This is a genomic window from Rhodococcus sp. ARC_M5 (assembly GCF_022810405.1).
Classification (GTDB): Bacteria; Actinomycetota; Actinomycetes; order Mycobacteriales; family Mycobacteriaceae; genus Rhodococcoides; species Rhodococcoides navarretei.
In genome coordinates this window covers 50,042-70,421 of record NZ_JALGQE010000005.1, presented here as the reverse complement: position 1 = coordinate 70,421, position 20,380 = coordinate 50,042, and the positions used below count along the sequence as shown (strand labels likewise).

Here is a 20,380-nt window from a genome sequence, read left to right as displayed (position 1 = left end):
TCGACGTGGCCCCCATCAAGATCGGCGCACTGGCAGCGCATTTCGGGCGTGATGTCGACCGGGCCGTACTGAAGATCACCACGATCATCTCCAGTGCGGCGCGAGAAGGCATCGATCTCCTGGTGCTGCCCGACGCGTCCCTCGGGGGCTACATCAACAGCCTGAGCAATCCGGATCCCGCGGAACTACCGCCTACCCTCGATCCCGACGGTCCGGAACTGGCGGCGATCATCGCCGCGGCCGGGAACATGACGATCTGCATCGGATACACCGAGCTCTCGAAAGGGCTGCGGTACAACGCTGCAGCATGCCTCACGGGAGACGGCATTCTGGGTAGCCACCGCAAGGTGCACCAGCCGCTCGGGGAGTCGCTCGCCTACGCGGCCGGCGACCACTTCGAGGCCTTCGATACCCCGGTGGGGCGCATGGGCATGCTGATCGACTACGACAAGACGTTCCCGGAGTCGGCGCGGACGCTGGCACTCGACGGCGCGAGAATCATTGCGGCGCTGTCTGCATGGCCTGCCAGCGTCACCGACCGTGCATCCTCGCTGCCGAACGATCGACAGTCCCGTCTGTTCGATCTGTACGACGCAGCCCGGGCGGCCGAGAATCAGGTGGTGCTGGTCTCCTCCAACCAAACCGGAGTGATGGGGTCCCTCCGCTTTCTCGGGCAGGCGAAGATCGTCGGCCCCGGTGGCGACGTGCTGGCGCGGACGTGGTCCAAAGGGGGCCTTGCGGTGCACGAGATCGACGTCGACGCCGAGGTCGACCGAGCCCGCCGGGGGTTGCATCACCTGGCGGAGCGTCGGGTGGACGCGTACCCGAATCTGTTGCAGGAGAAGTCAGGTCAGTGAAGATCAGCCTACTGACCTATTCGTCCAAGCCGCGCGGCGGAGTGGTGCACACGCTTGCGCTGGCCGAGGCACTGGCGCGCGCCGGGCAGGACGTGTCGGTGTGGTCTCTCGGGCGCGGCGGCGACAGCACGTTCTTTCGTGCCGTCGACCCCGCCGTCGACATCAGAATGGTCCCGTTCGTGCACCGGGACGGGGAGAACGTCGGAGAACGAATTCTGCGGTCGATAGATGTTCTGCGACAGGCCTTCACGCCGGACGAGTACGACATCGTCCATGCCCAGGACTGCATCTCCGCCAATGCCGTCGGCCGCTGCATCAGGACCATCCATCACCTGGACGAGTTCACCACGCCCGAGCTGGCCGCGTGCCACGAACGCGCGATCAACGCCCCCTACGCACGGATCTGCGTGTCGGCAGCGGTCGCGAGCGACGTCCAGCGTGGATGGGGATTCGACCCCACCGTCATTCCGAACGGTGTGGATGCAGGCAGGTTCACCGCAGCCGAAGAATCGGGCCGATCGCACTGGCAGGAGAAGTTCGGCAGGTACGTGCTCGCTGTTGGCGGCATCGAACCACGCAAGGGCAGTCTCGATCTGCTCGACGCGTTCGCCCGGTTGCGTTCGCACGACCTTCGACTGGTGTTCGCCGGTGGCGAGACGCTGTTCGATTATCGCGACTATCGCACGGAGTTCGACCGTCGCGCAGTGGAACTCGGAATCGAGCCGGTGATTCTCGGTACCGTCGACGACGACGAGCTGCCGTACCTCGTGGCACAGGCTGCCGTGCTGCCGTTCTTCTCCACCAAGGAGGGCTTCGGACTGGCCGCCATGGAGGCACTCGCCGCATCGACTCCCGTCGTCGCGCGAGATCTACCGGTACTTCGGGAAGTGTTCGGAGACAGCGTTACCTATGCGTCTTCGATGGAGAGCATGGCAGCCGAGCTCGAACGTGCCGTGCGAGAACCGCGGAATCCACTACCGGGGCTGACGCTCGCGCAGAGCCTCACCTGGGACGAGGCTGCGCGTCGACACCTGGAGTTCTACTCCTCGCTGCGCTGACCGCTACGCTTGTTGCGTTTGAGTCGATGGGGCTTGAGCTTGTGGAACCCTTTGACCCGTAGCGAGCGGACCGATTTGAGGTAGAACTCGGAATCGTGACGCAGTTCCTCGGTCATGACGGTGTCGACCAGGATCGTTCCCGGATTGGACGAACTGGTCAGGCGCGCAGCGATGTTGACCACCGACCCGTACAGGTCGCCGTATCGGGCCAGAACCGGTCCCCAGGCCAGCCCGACCCGCAGATCCGGCATGTCCTCCTGCTCGGCGAAGGCGTCTTGCAGGTCGAGGGCGATGTGAGCGGCATCCTCGGGAGTCTGTGCACTGAACATCACCTCGTCGCCGACGTTCTTGATCACCGAACCACGCCCGCGCGCAATGATATTGGTGGCCAGGGACTCGAACTCCTCGAGGAGTGTCGTCAATTCGCCGATGTCGAGGCGACGCGTCAGACTGGTGTATCCGACCATGTCGGCGAACCCGACGGCCATGATGGGGCTGTCGGTGGCGTCGTCGGGAGCGGCGATGGACCGTCCGGCCGCCGCGGCCAAGTGGCGACGCCAGGTGTAGCCCTGAAGCGCTTCGAGGGTGGGGACGGTCTCGGCCGCGATGTCCCTGGCGTTGCGCCGGATGACGTCGATGTCGTTCTGGTCTTCCTCGCTGCTGGTGATGCGCTCGAGGATGTGAGAGTTCACCACGCCCACTTGCCATTCCGCGAGCCTGGACATCGACTGCCCGAGAGTGCGCGCGATCGCGACCTCCATCTCGGGCTTGATGACCTTCTGCTCGGTGAGTCCGGTGATCAACTTCAGTGCCTCGAGGTCCGCGTCGGTGTAGACGACCGCCTCGGTATCGGTGTGGATGGGGAAGCCCATACCGATCCACAGCGCGATGACCCGTTCGAGCGGCAGCCCCGACTTGTCGACGATGTCGGAACGGGTGTACTTCGGCGTGCCCCCCAGGAGATTGCGTTCGATCTCCGCTTGCACCACCGAGTTGATCTGGTTCTCAGGCATATCCCAACGTTCTGTCGAAATAGGAACGAACATCGTCCACGTACGCGTCGATCTTGTCCGGCTCCCAGTCCGTGGTGGGAATGGGCTCGCCGACGGTGACCTTGACGGTACCGGAGTGGACGGTGAAATCCTTTTTCCACATCACGTCACCGGCATTGTGGATGACGATCGGGACGATGGGCACTCCGGCCTGCATGGCCAGGTGGAAGCCGCCCTTCTTGAACCGGCCGAGACGGGACGTCGGCATCCGTGTGCCCTCGGGCGCGATGGCGACGGAAATACCACTGTGCAACTTCTCGATGGCCGGACGCATCGCCTCGCGGGCCTGTGAAGGATCACCACGATCGACGTAGGCGACGTCGAAGATCCTGCCCAGCAGCGCGAACCGTGGGTCGCGCTCGAGCTCTCGCTTGGCGACGGCGGTGATGTCGCGGCGCAGGATGGAGGTGACGATGATCGAGTCGGCTGTGCTCTGGTGGTTGAACATGAACACCGCCGGCCGCGCCGACCATGCATTCTCGGTGCCGGTCACGTCGAGCTTCACCCCGGCGATGGTCAGCGCGATGTCCGGTGCGATGGTGCTGGTGATGTTCGCTCCGTTGCGGCGACTGCGCGTCAGCAGCCCCAGCCCCAATCCGATCGATGCGCTGGCCAGTACCGATCCGAGGGCGGCGGTGCTTCGCACTGCGGAGGTGAGGTCGGTGCCACGCTTGGGGCTCTCCAACGTCAGCGACGGCCACTTCTTCTTCGCGGCGTACCGCTTAAGATCCGGATCGGGGTTCAGCGCGACGGGACGTCCGACGGCCTCGAGCAGTGGCACGTCCTCTCCGCCGTTGGAGTAGGCGAAGCAGCCCGCGAGGGCGATGCCCTCACGTTCGGCGTAGTCGATCGCGGCCTGTGCCTTGCGCGGCCCCCACAACGAGTCGCCCACCAGCTCCCCGGTCAGTATCCCGTCGGTGACCACAGGGGTGGTACACAGCAGCGTCTCGAACATCATGTCCTGCTGAACGGGCAGCGCCTGGTAGGGCGTGGCCGAGGTGGCCATCACCAATCGATGGCCGGCATGGCGGTGCGCCTCGACGAGGGCGCGTGCCTGCGGATAGATCATCGGCGCGATCTCGTTGCGGAACAGCGTGTAGGCCTGCTCCATCAGATCTTCTTCCCGACGTCCTTCGAGGCCGCGGACGGCCTTGCCCATCAGATTGTCGACCGGGGAGTTGCGCATCCGCATCTCGACGACGGCGCTCGATATCTCCCACAGTTCCTTGACCGTCACGTCGAGGGTCTTGAGACGTTCGAGAAACACTGCGCGGGCGGAGAACCCGTTGATCAGGGTGCCGTCGAGATCGAAGAATGCGACAGTGTCTCGGCCGGGTGGAGCGGCGGCGATCGCGATCAGCCGATCGTCGAACTCGGTCATGAATTGTTCTCCTCGGGGGCCGAGATCGGTTCTACCTGGCGCAGCATGCGGTGGGCCATGTCGCGGATCGTGCGCACCTTGCGTGCCCACTCGTCGATCTCGAGTGCGAAGTCTCGGCGTCGACGCGCGATACCGTCGGAGCCGGAATCGACGAGATCGCGGTTCTCCGCCAATTGCAGTGCCGTATCGAACAATTCGCCGGAGATCGACTCGCTGTGATCGAGCTGCTGACGAAGCCGTCTGGCCTGAGCGGCACCGAGGCATTCCGCGATGAACTTCGACTTGTCGAATTCCCCGCTCTGCGGCAGCAGCATCAGCTGATCGGCTACCACCTGGTATGCCTCGAAGATCGGCTGCAGCACGCGGTGCGCGAGATGCAGATCCTGTGACTGAAGTTGTCGCGCAGCGTAATCGGGGTCGCTGATGTGGGTGCGCCAGTCCGGGTCGATGAGATCGACCTCGGACTCGAGTCGCTCGCCGAAGTCCTTCTTGTCGCCGAAGAAGAACTCGAACTTGAGCAGATCGCGCAGCTGCAGTGCCGACTGCCACAGGGACTCCTGAGTCAGTGGCGTCGAATCACCGCTGGTCGGCAGAACGACCAACTCGCCGATGGCCCGCATGACGAAGAAGTGAATGGCGTTGTTGCGGAAGAACGCTGCGACGAGATGCTTGTCCTGAGCCAGATAGAACAGCGGCTCGGGGCCGTCGTCGAACCGTTTGACGACGTTCGCGTTCACCTGTGCGATGACGGCCGATCGGACGACGTCGACGTCGGCGATGTCCACTCCGCCCGCAGTGGGCAGGTTGCGGCGTTTGATGTAGCGGGCCAGTGGGGCGATGATGGCCCACATCTCGTTGACGTTGAGGGCGCGATCCTCGATGCCGAGTAGAGCCATGGTGACCAAGGCCGCCGGCGTCACCGGTGTCGCGTCGTTGATCGCGTGGGAGACACCGAGTGCGATCTTCTGCACCGCCACCCGCTTGTCGGTGTTCTCGGCGACGATCGACGCGACCGATATCGGCTCGCCGAAGTTGAGGTACACGTTGCCGCGCAATGTGCCCTGTGCGCGGATGTAACCGATGGCCATCCGGATGCCCTCGGCCTGCTTCTTCGCTCCGTGCGATTCCTCGGCCATCGCGCCGACCTCGTGCAGACGGTCGTAGGTGATGGACGTGGGAACCAGGTAGACGTCCTCCGCATCGCTGGTCTCGAGTGCGTCGACCAGATAGGTCAACAGGCCGAACCTCGGCGGGCGAAGCTTGCCGGTGCGGCTACGGCCGCCCTCGATGTACCACTCCAGGTTGAACCGCTTGCTCAGCAGGAAGCTCATGTACTGACGCAGAGTCCACTTGTAGATCGCGTCGGAGAACTTGCGCTGAATCAGCACGACGCCACTGCGTTTGGCGATCGGACCCAGCGGCCAGAAGCCGACGTTGATTCCGCCCATGACGTGGTTGAGTGGCAACCCTTCGGCCAACAGCGCCGGACGCAACACGAGCGGATCGAGATAGGAACGGTGATTGGGCAGGAACACCAACGGATAGTTCTTGTTGAGCTCGCGCACCTTCTGGAGTTGATCGCGGTCCACATCGACCTTGTACGCCCGCGAGAAGTACGCCCCGAGCGTTCCCCACATCTCGACTGCGCGGCGCGTCTCGGTCGCGACCATCTCGTCGAGGATGTCGTGGACGCGTGTGTCGACGGCGTCGCGATCCTGGCCGACTTCCTCCGCCAGTTCGGTGATGCCGTCTCGGAACTTCTTCTGCTCGGTCATGTCCTCGACGACGAAGCGCGGGATCTTGTATTCCGACCCGATGACGCCGCGCTCGGCTTTGTCCAGAGCCAGACTGGCCTGCCGCAGAATGAACGACGACAGCGACGTGCCGCCACCGCGCTCGAACCGATCCTGTAGATCACTGAGCGTCGCGGGCTCGCCGACGAGAACTGCGGAGTGGTCGGGATCGTCTCCCGCCACCCATCGCTGCCACACCTGCGTTGGCTTGGAGCGCCCGCGAGGAGCGAAGATTCGGTGCAGGATGCCGTTCTTGCGATCGGACAGCGTCACCCGAAGCGGGATCAGCAGCGGATCCTCGGCGTATCCGCGAACACTGTCCGACAGTGACGTTCTCGCCTCACCGGAGAGCACAACCGAGGGTGGACGGGGCTCGCCGTCGGGAGTGGTGGCGTCGATCCACTGATTCAGAGCCTGAACCTCGAGGGTGGATTTGGCGTCGAGCAAATACACGTGCGGACCGTCGCTGAGCGACTGCTCGTCCGCGTCGAGGTGGTACATCGAGACTCCTGTTCCGTACCTGCGCAAGAAGGCACGCCGCCAGGCTACGCGGCAGAAACCGTGCGCGAGGGCGGTTCGGCGAGGTGGCTCCGGACACCGATGTCGCGGCCGGTCGCGCGGCTACTCGTTGGTACGCGAGCGGACTCGGTGGGACCGAAGGGGCGCGCACGAGGACTGTCGTATAGAGTTGTCGACATCGGCCTTCTCGGCCACCCCAATCTAAGTGTTAATCCAAGTAACAGTTACTTGCGGTTACAGTTACTTGGATTAACAGACAATACTTCGTGCATCGATCCGACGCGCCCTGCGCTGCACGGCGACATCGTGCGTGCATCTGTGCGACAGTATTCGCAAACACTTTCGAGAAAGGCCGGTAGTCGATGCCACCCCGTGGGCGCGCCGTGAACGATTCGTTGACTCCCGAGAATCTGACGACGCTGGCTGCGGCGCTCGCCGAGGGCCGTCGGGCCACCGTCTATCTCCGTGAACCGAACCCGAGCCTCGGCCTGCCCGACGGGACGTCGGCGAAGGTCGTGTCGATCGACGGCAACACGGTGACGATCAGCCCGAAGGGTGTCAACGACGAATTGCCCTACGAGGCAGAGGAACTGCGGATCACCCGCAATCCCGCGACCCCTCCGGCACCGGCGAAACGACCGGCCGCCAAGCGAATCCCGGCATCGGCACCGGCTCGAGAACCCGCATCGGCCCCCACCCCGAAGCGACCGGCTGCAGCCACTGCACCGGTGGCTTCGACTGCATCCACTCCTACCGCGTCGACGGGATCGGAGGTGCCTACGCCCGGTCCGACCCCGCGTCGACAGAAGAAAGCACCGGGCGGAATCAGCGTCACCATTCATGCCGGGGCCGACAACGATTGGTCGGTCACGGTCACTCAGGGCGCGAAGCGGCCCACCAAGGCGCAATCGGTGAGCCCGGAATCGGTGAGCCGCGCTGTTCGAGAGTTGGGCGATCCCATCGCACGCGACGCGGTCGAGGCCGTCATCTCCCACGCGCGCGAGGAGGCTGCTCGTCGCGTTGCAGAACTGAGCCGCCAATTGGAGGAGGCACGCACGACGCTTGCCGCCCTCGAGCAGGACGTATGAGCGACTCGCTCGTGTTCGTACACCTCTTGTTGCTAGGGTTCTGCCGACACCGCTGAGAGGGAGTACATGTTCAAGAAATTCATGCTCGTCGTCGTGGGGGCGGCTGCAATCGTAGCCAGCGTCGGCGTGGGGACCGCATCCGCGGCCACTCCAGCTGCTCTCGGCGGCGGCTCGGGAATCATCGTCGGAGGCCAGGCCGAGTGCACGCTGACGACGATCGGAAACGACCGCAACGGAAACCTGGTCGGCTTCACCGCCGGTCACTGTGGCCAAGCAGGTGCCTCCATCGTCCCCGAGTACGACACCTCCCTCGGTGAGGTCGGGCGCATCGTATTCTCCAACCCGGAGTACGACTACGCCCTCATTCAATTCCAGCGTGACAAGGTCGCACCGATCAACCGCGTCGGCAACGTGACCATCTCTCAGGTCGGCCCGCCGACGGCGTTCCCGAACATCGTCTGCAAGGAAGGCCGTACCACCGGCAACACCTGCGGCCTCGCGTACGGAGACATCCTGCAGTCGCAGGAGACCTGGGCTCAGCTGTGCGTCGTCGAAGGTGACTCGGGCAGCCCGGTCGTCGTCGGCAACACCCTCGTCGGCATGGTCAACGCCTACCTCGGCGTGGCGTGCTTCGGCCCCGAGGTCGGCACCAACTTCGACGCGATCCTTCGCAATGTCGACCAGGGCAACGGACTCGGCGCAGGATTCGTTCCGGCGCCCTAGCTCTCTCGGTTATCGGCCGCAGGCCCCGTTCGCGCAATCACACTGCGCGAACGGGGCCTTCGTCGTTCGCGGGGGCCGTGCTGCTCTCAGCGGACGCGAGCGGACGAATCGGCCGAGCGAACGTCCGCGACGATGCGTTCCGCGTCGTCCGGCGCGATTCCCAGCAACACCAAGCTCGACGTCGTTGCCGCTCCCGCCGGGTCACCGAGCAACCCGGCGTTGGTGGCGTCGAGGATCGACAGCGCAATGGCCTCGATATTGAGGATCAGAACCTCTGCGGCGAGGTAGGACGAGAACACACCCTCGCGCTGTCCTCGACGGATGACCGCGGCGGCCGCGTCGCGCATCGGAGTCAGTAGATCGTGAATGCTGTTGTGTCCCAGATCGGATCGTGCGACCGCGAGCAGTAGCCGGTACTGATCTCCGACGCGCGCCAGAGCCAGCGTCTGTCGAACGAACACCGTCACCGCCGATTCGTCTGCGGCAGGAATTCGAGTGAGCGCAGCCGAAATTCGCTCGGCTGCCTCCAGAGCGATACCGTCGATCAGAGCTTCGCGGGAGGCGAAGTGGGCGTAGACGGTTCGCCGGACCACTCCGGCAGCGGCGGCGACGTCGTTGATGGTTGCATCAGGATTGTCTGCCAGGACCCCTTGTGCGACATGCAGAATTCGTGCTCGGTTGGACCGGGCGTCACGCCGTTGCACGGGCGGCGCTGCCGCGTCCCGTGCGGTCGATCCCGACTCCGTCGTCTTATGCACAGGACAAGATCTAGCACGATCGCGGGCGCAGAGTGTGGTTGCCGCCACAAAAGATTGCCGATCCTAGCCGAAGCTTCCTAAGCTGCACAGCACTGTGCAAGGTGTGTCTCGCACTTTGCCAACGGGGGGGAACACACGATGACACTGCTTGCGATGACGCCTGTCCAAGATATGCACAAACCGTACCCGCGACGCTGGTCGGCGTTGGTGGTGTTGTGCCTGAGCCTGCTGATCGTGGTCATGGCCAACACGTCGCTGTTGGTCGCCGCACCGTCGATGACACTCGATCTGAGTCTGACGAGCAGCGACCTGCAGTGGGTGATCGACGGTTACACCGTCCCCTACGCATCGTTGATGCTGCTGTGCGGCGTGATCGGTGATCGCTACAGCCGTCGCGGGGCCCTGATTCTCGGCCTGATCATCTTCGTTGCCGGATCGGTGGCCGGGGCGCTCACCGACGCAACCCTCGGAGTCATCCTCGCCCGCATCGTCATGGGTGTCGCGGCTGCGATCGTCATGCCCGCGACACTGTCGCTGCTGGTCGCGACGTTCCCCAAGCGTGAGCGCGCCACTGCCGTCACCGTGTGGGCGGCCACCTCCGGGCTCGCGATCGCGGCCGGTCCCTTGCTGGCCGGCTGGCTCCTCGAGAGCTTCACCTGGCATTCCACGTTCCTGATCAACGTTCCGATTGCGTTGGCCGCCATCGTCGGAGCCGTCGTGCTGGTCCCGCCGTCTCGAGCCGTCGCGCCGGGGGCGATCGACTGGATCGGTGGACTGCTGTCGGTGCTGGCCGTGTCGACGATCGTGTACGCCATCATCGAGGGGATGCACTTCGGCTGGACGGTCGGGCCGCTGTACTTCGCGCTGGTCGGGCTGCTGTCGGTCCTGGGTTTCGTGGGATGGGAACTGCGCCATCCCAATCCGCTGCTCGACGTCCGAATGTTCTCCTCCCGCATCCTCAGCGGCGCCACCCTTGCGGTGCTCGTCTTCTTCCTCGTCACGTTCGGCGCGATCTACTTCGTCGCCCAGTACCTTCAGTTCGCTCTCGGCTACGGCCCGGTGTCCACCGGTGTGCACCTGTTGCCTCTGGCAGGGGCGGTCTTCGTCGGATCGGGAATCACGATGTGGCTCACGCCGAAACTGGGACCGCGTATCACCGTGACCGCAGGCATGATCGTGGGAACGCTGTCGGTCGTCTCGCTCATCGGAATCGACTCGGCAGCAACGTACTTTGACTTTCTGCCGGTGCTGACGCTGCTCGGTCTCGCGATCGGTCTTTCCGTCTCGCCCTGCACCGACGCCATCATGGGCGAGTTTCCGGACAGCAAACTCGGGGTGGGCGGCGGTCTCAACGACACCGCACTCGAACTCGGCGGATCGCTCGGTATCGCCGTGCTGGGGTCGGTGCTCGCCGCGTCCTACCGTCAGGGAATCGAGAGCTTTCTGCAGACCTTCCCCGGTAAGCAGCCGAACGGCCAGTACACCGGGCAGGCGGCGGAAGGGCTTGCTGCGTCTCAGGATTCGCTCGCAGGTGCGGTGATCGTCTCCGACATCATCCGCGACCAGAACTCCTTCCTCGGCGGGTTCGCCGACAATCTCGAAGCGAATGCTGTCGCGGCGTTCGGGGACGCGGTGGTGCACACGAGTGTGGTTGCTGCCGTGGTGTTCGGCGTCGGCACCGTGATCGTGGCGCTGCTGATCCCGTCGAAAACGGTGGCTTCGACGTCGTCGGAGAAGATCGCGTTCGAGCCGATCGTGCCCTTCGTCGCACCGCAGGCGAAGGATGCTGCAGCAGATCGTGAGGTCGCCGAGCTCGAGCAGCTGTTGGAGCGGCCGTCGGCAGCAAAGCCCGACACGGCCGGTCCGAAGCACACATTGCGGACCGTGGCCGAGCCCGCTCTGGTGGACGTCGAACTCGAGCGCCCCAGCATCTATCAGCTGGCCTCGAAGGTGTACGAGCTCGATGCGTCGGTCACCGCTGCGGCCACGGTGGCCGGCAAGTCCGGCGATCGGGTGACGATCCATCAGCTTGCGCTGTCGAATCTGGCGCGGACCAGGCGCGTCGAGGCCGAGGAAGCTCTCGATGCTGCGCTCGAACTCAGCGATCTTCCGGTTGCGCCAGCACCGAAGCCTGCCGAACCCACCGCGCCGCTGCAGACTTTCTACCAGCGGGCCAGCACGCAACACGCGAACTGCACGGCATTCAAGGAGCGTTCGAGCTCCATGTGGGCAATGCCGCTGTAGCTCCGCCCTGACCCGGCTCACCAACCCTGCCCGCCAACCCCTGCCCGTTCGCCCACCCCGCTCGCGTGAATGGACCATTGCACCGCCGAGACGTCTGCAGGGTGACATTCACGCGCACGGTGTTCTTGCGTGAATGGACCGCTGCACCGCCGAGACGTATGCAATGGTCCATTGACGCGGCAGGGGGTGGGGTGGGGAGCAGGGGGTGGTGCTAGATCAGCACCGCACCGTTCGATGCCGAACCGACCAGCTTGGAGTACTTGGCCAACACTCCGCGGGTGTAGCGCGGCGGCAGTGGGGCCCAGCCCTGTGCGCGGGAGTCCAGTTCGGCTGCGTCGACGAGCAGGTCGAGGGTGCCCTTGCCGACGTCGAGTCGGATCTGGTCACCATCGCGGACGAAGGCGATCGGTCCGCCGTCGACTGCCTCGGGTGCCACGTGCCCGACGCACAGGCCGGTGGTGCCGCCGGAGAATCGGCCGTCGGTGAGCAGCAGGACGTCCTTGCCGAGTCCCGCGCCCTTGATGGCACCGGTGATCGCGAGCATCTCGCGCATTCCCGGCCCGCCCTTGGGACCTTCGTAGCGGATGACCACGACGTCTCCGGCTGCGATGGTGCCGTCTTCGAGAGCATCCATGGCTGCGCGTTCACGCTCGAAAACCCGTGCCGTGCCGACGAACACATCGGAGTCGAAGCCTGCGGACTTGACGACCGCTCCGCCCGGGGCGAGTGAGCCTTCGAGGATGGTGATGCCGCCTGTCGGGTGGATCGGCTTGTCGAGTGCGCGCAGCACCTTGCCGTCGGGGTCCGGCGGTGCGATGTGAGCGAGGTTCTGCGCGACGGTCTTTCCGGTCACCGTCATGCAGTCGCCGTGCATGAGGCCGGCGTCGAGCAGGGCCTTCATGACCACCGGCACTCCGCCGATCGCGTCGACGTCGGTCATGACGTGCTTGCCGAAGGGCTTGACGTCGGCCAGGTGCGGCACCTTCGCGCCGACGCGGGTGAAGTCGGCGAGGGTCAGGTCCACCTGTGCCTCGTGGGCGATGGCGAGCAGGTGCAGCACGGCGTTGGTCGAACCACCGAAGGCCATGACGACGGCGATGGCGTTCTCGAACGCTTCCTTGGTGAGGATGTCGCTGGTGCGGATGCCGCGTCGCAAGAGATCGACGACGGCCTCGCCACTGGCGTGTGCGAATCCATCGCGGCGGCGATCGGGAGCGGGAGGAGATGCGCTGCCGGGCAACGACATTCCCATGGCCTCTGCTGCGCTGGCCATCGTGTTGGCGGTGTACATTCCGCCGCAGGCACCCTCGCCTGGGCAGATGGCGCGTTCGATGGTGTCGACGTCGGCCCGGGACATCAATCCGCGCGAACACGCACCGACGGCCTCGAAGGCGTCGATGATCGTCACCTGATGCTCGCTGCCGTCGGACAGGGTCGCGAAGCCGGGCAGGGTGGAGCCGGCGTAGAGGAAGACGCTCGCCAGATCCAGACGCGCTGCGGCCATGAGCATTCCGGGCAGCGACTTGTCGCAACCGGCGAGCAGGACGGAACCGTCGAGACGTTCTGCGCTGACGACGGTCTCGACGCTGTCGGCGATCACCTCACGTGAGACCAACGAGAAGTGCATGCCCTCGTGCCCCATCGAGATGCCGTCGGACACCGAAATGGTGCCGAATTCCAGCGGGTAACCGCCGGCAGCGTGGACGCCCTTCTTGACGGCTTTCGCCAGCCGTTCGAGCGAGAGATTGCACGGGGTGATCTCGTTCCACGACGACGCAACGCCGATCTGGGACTTGCCCCAGTCGTCGTCGCCCATTCCGACGGCGCGCAGCATGCCGCGGGCGGCGGTCTTCTCCAGCCCGTCTGTGACGTCGCGACTGCGTGGCTTGACGTCGACGTCTGCGGTGATCTGCTCTTCTGGGGGATTCTGCGGGGTCGTCATGACGCTCCTGAGCGGTCGGCGGATGTGGATCCTCGGTCGCGTCCTGGAGGTTCCGCTCCTGAGGTCGCATTCACCGTCAACACTAAACCCGTGGATTCGGCGCATCGCCACTGCGGTTGACCCTCGGCCGGGTTTCTACACCACAAGTGCCCTCCTTGCAGTGACCATCGGCCCTGTCCCACAGCGCCGACGCGGGCCGACAGTGGATGGCACAGTCACCGCCCCGCGGTGGGAGGTCGAGGAGAGACGATGAACGATCAGCCGGATTCGGCCGTGACGGAGATGTTGGTGGAGCTCGCCTGCCGCGCTCCGTCGGTGCACAACAGTCAGCCGTGGCGGTGGGTTCACTCCGAACACGGACTCGATCTGTACACCGACCGATCCCGACTGCTCGGCGCGATAGATCCCACCGAGCGGCAGATGGTGCTCAGCTGTGGGGCAGCGCTGGACCATCTGTGTACGGCAGCCGCGGCCTTTCGATGGACCACCGACGTCGACCTGATGCCGACGCCCGGTGCGCCGGACCATCTCGCGCGCGTCCGACTGTCCCACGACGCGCACCCTCGATCACACGAGTTCGACCTGCTGGCTGCGATCAACCGCCGCCACTCGGATCGTCGGGCGTTCGGCCCGGTGCCCGACAACCGGATTCCGGCCCGGTACGTCGGGCGGATCGACGCAGGCGACGACATTCGAGTCACGTTCCTGTCGGACGAATCCAAGGAGACGCTGGCCGCGGCATCGAAGTTGAGCGCGAGCGTTCGCAAGTACGACGCGACGTATCAGGCCGAGATCAGGTGGTGGGCCGGACACTCGTTCCGATCGGGAGGAATTCCGCCCGAGGCCCTCACCGATCGCGCGGAGTCCTCGAGGGTGCAGGTGGGCCGTGAATTCCCCGAACCGCACCGAGCGGGCAGGACGGAAACACGAGAGCCGACGACCGACGAGTCCACGGTGGTGCTGCTCGGTACCGCGTCGGACGAGCGTCTGGACTGGTTGCAGTGCGGGCGCGCAATGTCCGCCTTCCTGCTGGCCGCAACCGCCGACGGGCTGGCGACCTGCCCACTGACTCACATGACCGAGCAGTCCGGTAGTCGCCGCCTGGTCGAGTCGTTGGCCCCGGGACAGGGTGTGCCGCAGGTGCTGATTCGGATCGGTGCGCCTGCCATCGGCTCGCCTCTCGCCCCGACTCCGCGTAGAGCGGTGTCGTCGGTGCTGTCGGTGGCCGCCCGAAGTACGGCACGGGGATCGCGCAGAACGACCCTGCGCTGATCGGGGACCAGGAACCGGAACTGGGGACCAAAGGCTCTGTGGCGCGGCTGTAGTCGAGTTGTCCAATGGGAAGTGAGCATCCGACAACGGATGACCGTCGACGGGCCCGACCGTGTGGCTCGTCTCAGACCGAGGACAGGAGATGACCGTGGTTCTCGCACATCATCAGAACATCGTTGTGGGCGTTGACGGTTCGCCGAGCAGCGTCGGTGCCGCACTCTGGGCGGCAACCCTGGCCGAGCGGTTGACTTCTCCGCTGCACATCGCCGGGGCGGTACAGCATCCAACGTTCTACTTGGGCGAGTCCGCATCGGTCGTTCCCGCCGACATCTGGGACGAGCAGCGTCGGGCGGCCGAACGCATCGTCACCGACGTCGCTACGGCAGTGCTGGCGCGGCATCCGCACATCGCGGTGACCACCTCGGTCGCGGAGGTGCCTGCATGCGACATGATGGTCGAGCTCTCTCGCACCGCGCGCATGCTGGTCGTCGGTAATGCCGGTTCAGGGCCCATCGTGTCTGCGTTGTTCGGGAGCACGGCACAGAAGACCGCGACCTCGGCGTGGTGTCCGGTGATCGTGTGGCGGGAAGGAATCGACACCGTCGACGCACCGATTCTCGTCGGTATCGACGGCAGTGCGACGAGTGAGGCGGCGGTCGAGCACGCGTTCGAGCTGGCCTCGCTCCTCGCGGTGCCGATGATCGCCGCACATGCCTGGAGCTCGTTGTCCCAGGGTGCCGCTCTGTCCCTGCCCGGATCGCCGGACGATGCCGAGATAGAGCGCGAGCAGCAGTTGTTGCTGTCCGAGTGCCTCGCCGGGTGGAGCGAAAAATATCCAGACGTCACCGTTGAACACGTTGTGCAGCTGGGCAACCCGGCACACCTACTGATAGAGCAATCCACACGGGCCGGCATCGTGGTGGTCGGCAGCCACGGGCGAGGTGTGGTGGCCAGTGCACTGTTCGGGTCGACCAGTAGCAACCTCACCCGGCGCGCGCACTGCCCCGTGATGATCTGCAGGGACCGATGACCAACCGGACGGTTCCGAATCGTGTGCACCACAGCGAAGAACGTCGACGCATCCTCGACGCGAGCACCGCCGGCCGACTCGCACGAAACGCGCCGATGGCTCGGTCGATCGGCCACGACCACTTCGGCCCGACCGTCGACGTCGTGCCCTGCATCTGGATCGGGAGTCGGGTGTACTTCTACGCAGCGGGACGGTCGCAGTTGGGGCGCAGCATGCTCGACTCGTCGGTCGTGCTGGAATTCGACGCCGAGGATTCCGTTCGCGGAACAGTCTCCACCGTCGTCGTCCACGGTATCGCGCGTGCCGCCCCGGGCGGGCGAAGCGAGATTATCGAACAGGCTCTGCCGCAGCCGCATTCGGACGAACCACCGATGCACCGACTGGTCGAGGTGACCCCGACGTCGGTCTCGGGCGTCGAACTGACATGCCCTCGCCGCAACACTCACCCGGAATCGAACGCCGCACAACGGAGGGCCATGACGATGACCGACAACGAGACAGCGCAGGCACCGGTGGCGACAGTGTTGGCGTCCGATTCCATCACGGTCGACATCCCGACGGCTCGGGGGCCGAGAGTCTTTCCGGTGACCACCGCCTCGATCGGGGCAGTGGTTCATGCCGTGATGATCGCGGAGTACGGACCGATCGGCGGGGTCTCACCGGACGGGCACATCCTCGGAACGGCAGTGCGCTCTCGATGGCCGAATGCGCGAGTGTTCGAGCGGCGCAGCACCGGTGAGCACGGGGCAGATCCCCGAGGCTACGACACTTTCTACGTCGAACTGGATGCGAGTGGTCGTCGCACCGACGCCGATCTCGACGAGGTATCGGCCCTCTTTCGCTGAGCTTGCCGTTCATGACCTGCTGTTTCATGACCTGCTGTTCATTACCTTGTGCCCTGGTGCGCCCCTCGTCCGCTGCGACACACTCGAAGGACGCACGATTCTCCGAGAGTGGGTGGTTGCGGTGTTCGGATTCGATGTCGCTCGCTGGTGGCACCTGGCACCGTGGAGTACCAATCCCCTGATGCGAGGCCGTGATCGAACCTCCGCCCTCGTTCTTGCGTGTGGGCTGGCGGTGATTCTGGGACTCGTCCCGTTCTCCGCGCTGCTCGGATCGCTCACGTACGCCGATCTCGATGCCGCGTCGGCCCGAACGCGGGCCACCACCCAGCAGATCGATGCCCTGGTGACGAGTGAACCGACGCTGCGATCGGAAGAGAGTGCAGTCTTCGATCCGACCGAGCACTACGCAACGGTCGCCTGGGAGTGGCCACCGGGACAGCGGCACAGCGACGAGGTTCGAGTTCCGGACGAAGCCGAACAGGGGGCAACAGTTCCGGTGCGAGTCGATTCCGAGGGCAGGCGGGTTGCAGAGCCGCCGTCCTCCACCTCGAACGCTGTCTTGGGAATCAGTGCAGCCGTTGGGTTCTGGGTGGCCTGCACAGTCGTTGTTGTCGTCGCGCTCCAGGCGACGAGGTATTTCGGTTGGCGTGCGCGAATGCGTCAGTGGGACCGCGACTGGCTGAAGTTCGAGACCGAACGTGGTCGAACCAAGGGAGACTCGACATGAGGGACCTCGGCCATCTCGATGATGGACCAAGTGCTCTGAAGGTGGACGCGGCTGCAGATCTACGGTCGATTCGATTCGACTGCACGGACAGTCGACCACGAGACGAGGAAGAATCATGAGCAATTCCACCGACCGCATACTTCCCATCCTGGTGGGCATCGACGGCTCCAGCGAGGCCGATGCCGCGGCGCAATGGGCGGCGGCCTATGCGGCGAAGGTGCGCGCACCCGTGCGTCTGGTTCATGCAGTCCCCGAGGGGGATTGGTACGGATCGGCGGCGTTCGTCGACGGCGGTGCGCTGGAAAGGGACCTGCGCGCGATCGGTCGCAAGCATCTCGCTCGCGCCGAGGCGGCGATTCACGACGCAGCGCCCGAGGTGCCCGTCGAGACCGTGACCGCCGATGGAACCATCGCCTCGTACGTGTCGAATGCCGGCGCGGAACTGGTGGTGCTGGGATCGAGGAAGTCGAGCGCACTGCGAGACCTGACTCTCGGCAGCAACACGCTCCGAGTCGTGACGCATGCCCAGTGCCCGGTGCTGCTCATGCGTACCGCCGTCGACAGTGCCGACCCTGCACGCCCGATCGTGGTGGGGGTCGACGGAAGTGAGCAGTCGGATCGGGCACTCGGGGCCGCACTCGAGATCGCGCACACCCTCGGCGCGCCGGTGGTCGCCGTGAACTACTGGGGATTCGCCGCTCAGGCAGGTCTGGGAACAGGATTCGAGGATGTCGATTGGGTGAGTATTCGGGCTCACGAACAGCATTGGCTCGACAGGCATGTGGAGACCGTGCACGAGAAGTACCCGGATGTGGCACTGAGTACTGTGAGCTCGCAGTCGAGCCCGACGCGAGGCCTGCGTGCGATGTCCGCGTCGGCATCGATGATCGTGGTCGGCTGCCGAGGCCGGGGTGCATTCCTCGGAACGATTCTGGGATCGGTCAGTCAGAACCTCGTCCACCACGCCGACTGCTCGGTACTCATCGTGCGATGACCCAGTGCGATGAGCGCTCAGTCCTGGTCCTTGCTCCGCGGTGCCATCGGCGGTGAGCCGATATCGCAGTGCGGTGGGCAGTTCGACGCGTCCTGGCCGGTTCCGCGAATCAGTACTGCGGCAATGACGGAACCGATCACCAGCAGTCCGGCACACAGCAGCATCGCGGTGTGAAATCCGTCCGAGAACACCTCCGGCGCAGAGTAATCGGAGCCTGCGATACCGGCGAGCGCCGGTAGGGCAGCCACGGCGAGCAGCTGACTGGTGCGGGCCACCGCGTTGTTGACGCCCGACGCGATTCCGGCGCGATCGGTGGACACCGCACCCAGTACCGCTCCGGTCAGCGGGGCCACCAGAGCGGACAGGCCGAGCCCGAAGACGAGAACCGCAGGCAGAACGTCTGTGACATAGGTGGATCCGGGCCCGATGCGCAACATCAGCAACAGGCCAAGCGCCGACAGCAGTGGTCCGACGGTCATCGGAACACGAGGTCCGATGCGTCCTGCGATTCGCCCCGCACGGGCGGACAGGACGAGCATGAGAGCGGTGATCGGCAGCGTGGCCACCCCGGCCGCGATGGGTGAGTAGCCCACGGCGAACTGCAACTGCAACACCAGCAGGAAGAACACTCCGCCCAGGGCCGCGTACACGGCGAACGTCACGAGGTTTGCCGCCAGGAACACTCGCGACGCGAACAGCGATGGTGGTACCAGAGGATCGTGCGAGCGCCGCTCGATCACGACGAACAGTGCGACGGCCGCGATACCGAGAACCAGCGGCAGAACGTGGGACTCGATGAGGCCGTACGTGAGCAGACCGAGTGCGGCGGCCACCGTCACCGCGCCCGATACGTCGAGTCGGCCGGATGCGTGCGGATCCCGGCTCTCCGGAACATGTTTCGCCGCCACCCACACGACCACGACTGCGAGCGGGACGTTGATCAGAAACACCGATCGCCACCCGACGGCGTCGACCAGCCATCCCCCGAGCAGCGGACCGATCGCCGACGCGACGCCGCCCAGCCCCGACCACAGACCGATTGCAGCCCCTCGATCCTCGGCCTTGATCGACGCCGAGATCAACGCGAGAGACCCTGGTGTCAGCAACGCCGCGCCGACGCCCTGAAGAAGTCTCGCCGCGATCAGCACCTCGATACTCGGAGCCAGTCCGCACAGCACCGAGGCGGCCGCGAACCAGACCGTGCCCCAGACGAACACCCGTCTGCGCCCCAGCCGGTCGCCGAGGGATCCGCCCAGCAGAATCAGCGACGCCAGCGTCAAGGTGTAGCCGCTCACCGTCCACTGCAGGCCGGTGACGCCGGAACCGAGATCGCGACCGATCGCGGGGAGCGCGATGTTGACCACGGTGGCGTCGAGCATCGCCAGAGCCGAGCCGAGCACCGTGGCTGCGACGATCCACCGTCCCCGCGCGCTGGACAGCGAGATGTCGGTAGTGGTCACAACTGTTCGACGCAGACGACGAAGTTGCGCGAGTCCTTCTCGAATCCGTAGAGCGCCGGATCGGGGCAGTCGTCGACGGACGAGGTGCCCTCGAGGATGGTCACGACGCGGCGGGTGTCGGCACCGGGAGTGGCGCAGTCGACCCGCTGAGCGAATTCACCGACGAGGTCCATGCATCCGCCGACCTGCCAGTCGATGTCCAGACACAGGGCTCCCTGTTCGATGTCGAAGTAGGTCTCGTAGTAGTACTGATCGGCGTCCTCGGGGCACTCGGCCGAGGTCGGCGTCTTGGCGAAGACAACGTAGTTGGACTGCGCAGATCCGCAGGTCGCATTGGCGATGGCCGCCTCGTCGACGGTGCCGCCCAGGGTGACGCACTCACCTACCTCCACGTCGATGTCGACACTGCCGCCGTCGTCGATGTCGGTGGGCGGTGCGGTGGTGGGAGGGCTGGTGGCCGGAATGGTCGCGCCGGAGATCGCGACCGCGGTGCCGGACACCTCCGACGCGCACCCGCCGAGCATCAGGGTTGCGCACCCGAACAGCGCGAGAACGAGAGCGCGGACCGAACGACTGGATGACGCCATGGTGAGTCCTGCCCTCGTAGGTTCGACCGTGTTCGTCTAGAAAATATCCG

17 protein-coding genes are annotated in these 20,380 nt (G+C 65.2%); 10 read left to right on the top strand and 7 right to left on the bottom strand.

Annotated features, from left to right (window positions below; genetic code table 11):
• Window positions 1–5 precede the first annotated feature (5 nt).
• On the top strand, window positions 6–857 hold the full coding sequence (locus MTX34_RS09720; protein WP_243609281.1) for a carbon-nitrogen hydrolase family protein: 852 nt from the start codon (window positions 6–8) through the stop codon (window positions 855–857).
• Complete coding sequence (locus tag MTX34_RS09715; RefSeq protein WP_243609280.1) at window positions 854–1,915, top strand: MSMEG_0565 family glycosyltransferase; 1,062 nt, start codon at window positions 854–856, stop codon at window positions 1,913–1,915. The genes MTX34_RS09720 and MTX34_RS09715 overlap by 4 nt, the downstream gene beginning before the upstream one ends.
• On the opposite strand, the gene MTX34_RS09710 is transcribed toward MTX34_RS09715, so the two are convergent.
• From MTX34_RS09710 to MTX34_RS09700, 3 genes are read right to left on the bottom strand one after another with little or no spacing between them, the layout of a single operon-like run.
• A complete protein-coding gene (locus tag MTX34_RS09710; RefSeq protein WP_243596552.1) occupies window positions 1,897–2,928 on the bottom strand; it encodes an adenylate/guanylate cyclase domain-containing protein in 1,032 nt (343 codons plus the stop codon). The genes MTX34_RS09715 and MTX34_RS09710 overlap by 19 nt on opposite strands.
• Entirely contained in the window at window positions 2,921–4,348 is a 1,428-nt protein-coding gene (locus tag MTX34_RS09705; RefSeq protein WP_243609279.1) for an HAD-IB family hydrolase, read from the bottom strand. Before MTX34_RS09705 ends, MTX34_RS09710 begins: the two co-directional genes overlap by 8 nt.
• Window positions 4,345–6,642, bottom strand: a complete 2,298-nt coding sequence (locus MTX34_RS09700) for a glycerol-3-phosphate 1-O-acyltransferase (RefSeq protein ID WP_243596550.1) — start codon at window positions 6,640–6,642, stop codon at window positions 4,345–4,347. The genes MTX34_RS09705 and MTX34_RS09700 overlap by 4 nt, the downstream gene beginning before the upstream one ends.
• Before the next feature lie 380 nt (window positions 6,643–7,022).
• Here MTX34_RS09700 and MTX34_RS09695 point away from each other — a divergent pair, with 380 nt between their 5' ends.
• Both MTX34_RS09695 and MTX34_RS09690 read left to right on the top strand, forming a co-directional pair.
• Entirely contained in the window at window positions 7,023–7,748 is a 726-nt protein-coding gene (locus MTX34_RS09695; protein ID WP_243609278.1) for a DUF6319 family protein, read from the top strand.
• Between the two features lie 66 nt (window positions 7,749–7,814).
• The gene (locus MTX34_RS09690) at window positions 7,815–8,471 is read left to right on the top strand and encodes a S1 family peptidase (RefSeq protein WP_243609277.1); all 657 of its coding nucleotides are present in this window, start codon (window positions 7,815–7,817) and stop codon (window positions 8,469–8,471) included.
• A gap of 86 nt (window positions 8,472–8,557) precedes the next feature.
• Here the strand turns inward: MTX34_RS09690 and MTX34_RS09685 are convergent, their stop codons facing one another.
• A complete protein-coding gene (locus MTX34_RS09685; protein ID WP_243609276.1) occupies window positions 8,558–9,229 on the bottom strand; it encodes a TetR/AcrR family transcriptional regulator in 672 nt (223 codons plus the stop codon).
• Window positions 9,230–9,367: 138 nt separating this feature from the next.
• Here MTX34_RS09685 and MTX34_RS09680 point away from each other — a divergent pair, with 138 nt between their 5' ends.
• Window positions 9,368–11,473 carry an MFS transporter gene (locus tag MTX34_RS09680; RefSeq protein ID WP_374639247.1) on the top strand — a complete coding sequence of 702 codons (2,106 nt, stop codon included), beginning with the start codon at window positions 9,368–9,370 and terminating at the stop codon, window positions 11,471–11,473.
• A 211-nt stretch (window positions 11,474–11,684) separates the two neighbouring features.
• Here MTX34_RS09680 and ilvD read toward each other — a convergent pair whose 3' ends face one another.
• Window positions 11,685–13,415, bottom strand: coding sequence for a dihydroxy-acid dehydratase (gene ilvD / locus MTX34_RS09675; RefSeq protein WP_243609274.1), 1,731 nt, complete (start codon window positions 13,413–13,415; stop codon window positions 11,685–11,687).
• Between the two features lie 249 nt (window positions 13,416–13,664).
• On the opposite strand from ilvD, the gene MTX34_RS09670 reads away from it, so the two are divergent.
• The 5 genes from MTX34_RS09670 (at window position 13,665) to MTX34_RS09650 (ending at window position 18,283) form a co-directional block, all read left to right on the top strand.
• Window positions 13,665–14,687 carry a nitroreductase family protein gene (locus tag MTX34_RS09670; RefSeq protein ID WP_243609273.1) on the top strand — a complete coding sequence of 341 codons (1,023 nt, stop codon included), beginning with the start codon at window positions 13,665–13,667 and terminating at the stop codon, window positions 14,685–14,687.
• Between the two features lie 142 nt (window positions 14,688–14,829).
• On the top strand, window positions 14,830–15,717 hold the full coding sequence (locus MTX34_RS09665) for a universal stress protein (protein ID WP_243596544.1): 888 nt from the start codon (window positions 14,830–14,832) through the stop codon (window positions 15,715–15,717).
• A complete protein-coding gene (locus MTX34_RS09660) occupies window positions 15,714–16,562 on the top strand; it encodes a hypothetical protein (RefSeq protein WP_243609272.1) in 849 nt (282 codons plus the stop codon). Before MTX34_RS09665 ends, MTX34_RS09660 begins: the two co-directional genes overlap by 4 nt.
• A gap of 121 nt (window positions 16,563–16,683) precedes the next feature.
• Window positions 16,684–17,289 (top strand): hypothetical protein, encoded by a 606-nt coding sequence (locus tag MTX34_RS09655; protein WP_243609271.1) that lies wholly within the window; start codon window positions 16,684–16,686, stop codon window positions 17,287–17,289.
• Window positions 17,290–17,404: 115 nt separating this feature from the next.
• On the top strand, window positions 17,405–18,283 hold the full coding sequence (locus MTX34_RS09650) for a universal stress protein (protein ID WP_243609270.1): 879 nt from the start codon (window positions 17,405–17,407) through the stop codon (window positions 18,281–18,283).
• Between the two features lie 17 nt (window positions 18,284–18,300).
• On the opposite strand, the gene MTX34_RS09645 is transcribed toward MTX34_RS09650, so the two are convergent.
• On the bottom strand, window positions 18,301–19,743 hold the full coding sequence (locus MTX34_RS09645; RefSeq protein ID WP_243609269.1) for an MFS transporter: 1,443 nt from the start codon (window positions 19,741–19,743) through the stop codon (window positions 18,301–18,303).
• Window positions 19,740–20,330, bottom strand: coding sequence for a hypothetical protein (locus MTX34_RS09640; protein WP_243609268.1), 591 nt, complete (start codon window positions 20,328–20,330; stop codon window positions 19,740–19,742). Before MTX34_RS09640 ends, MTX34_RS09645 begins: the two co-directional genes overlap by 4 nt.
• Window positions 20,331–20,380: the final 50 nt, after the last annotated feature.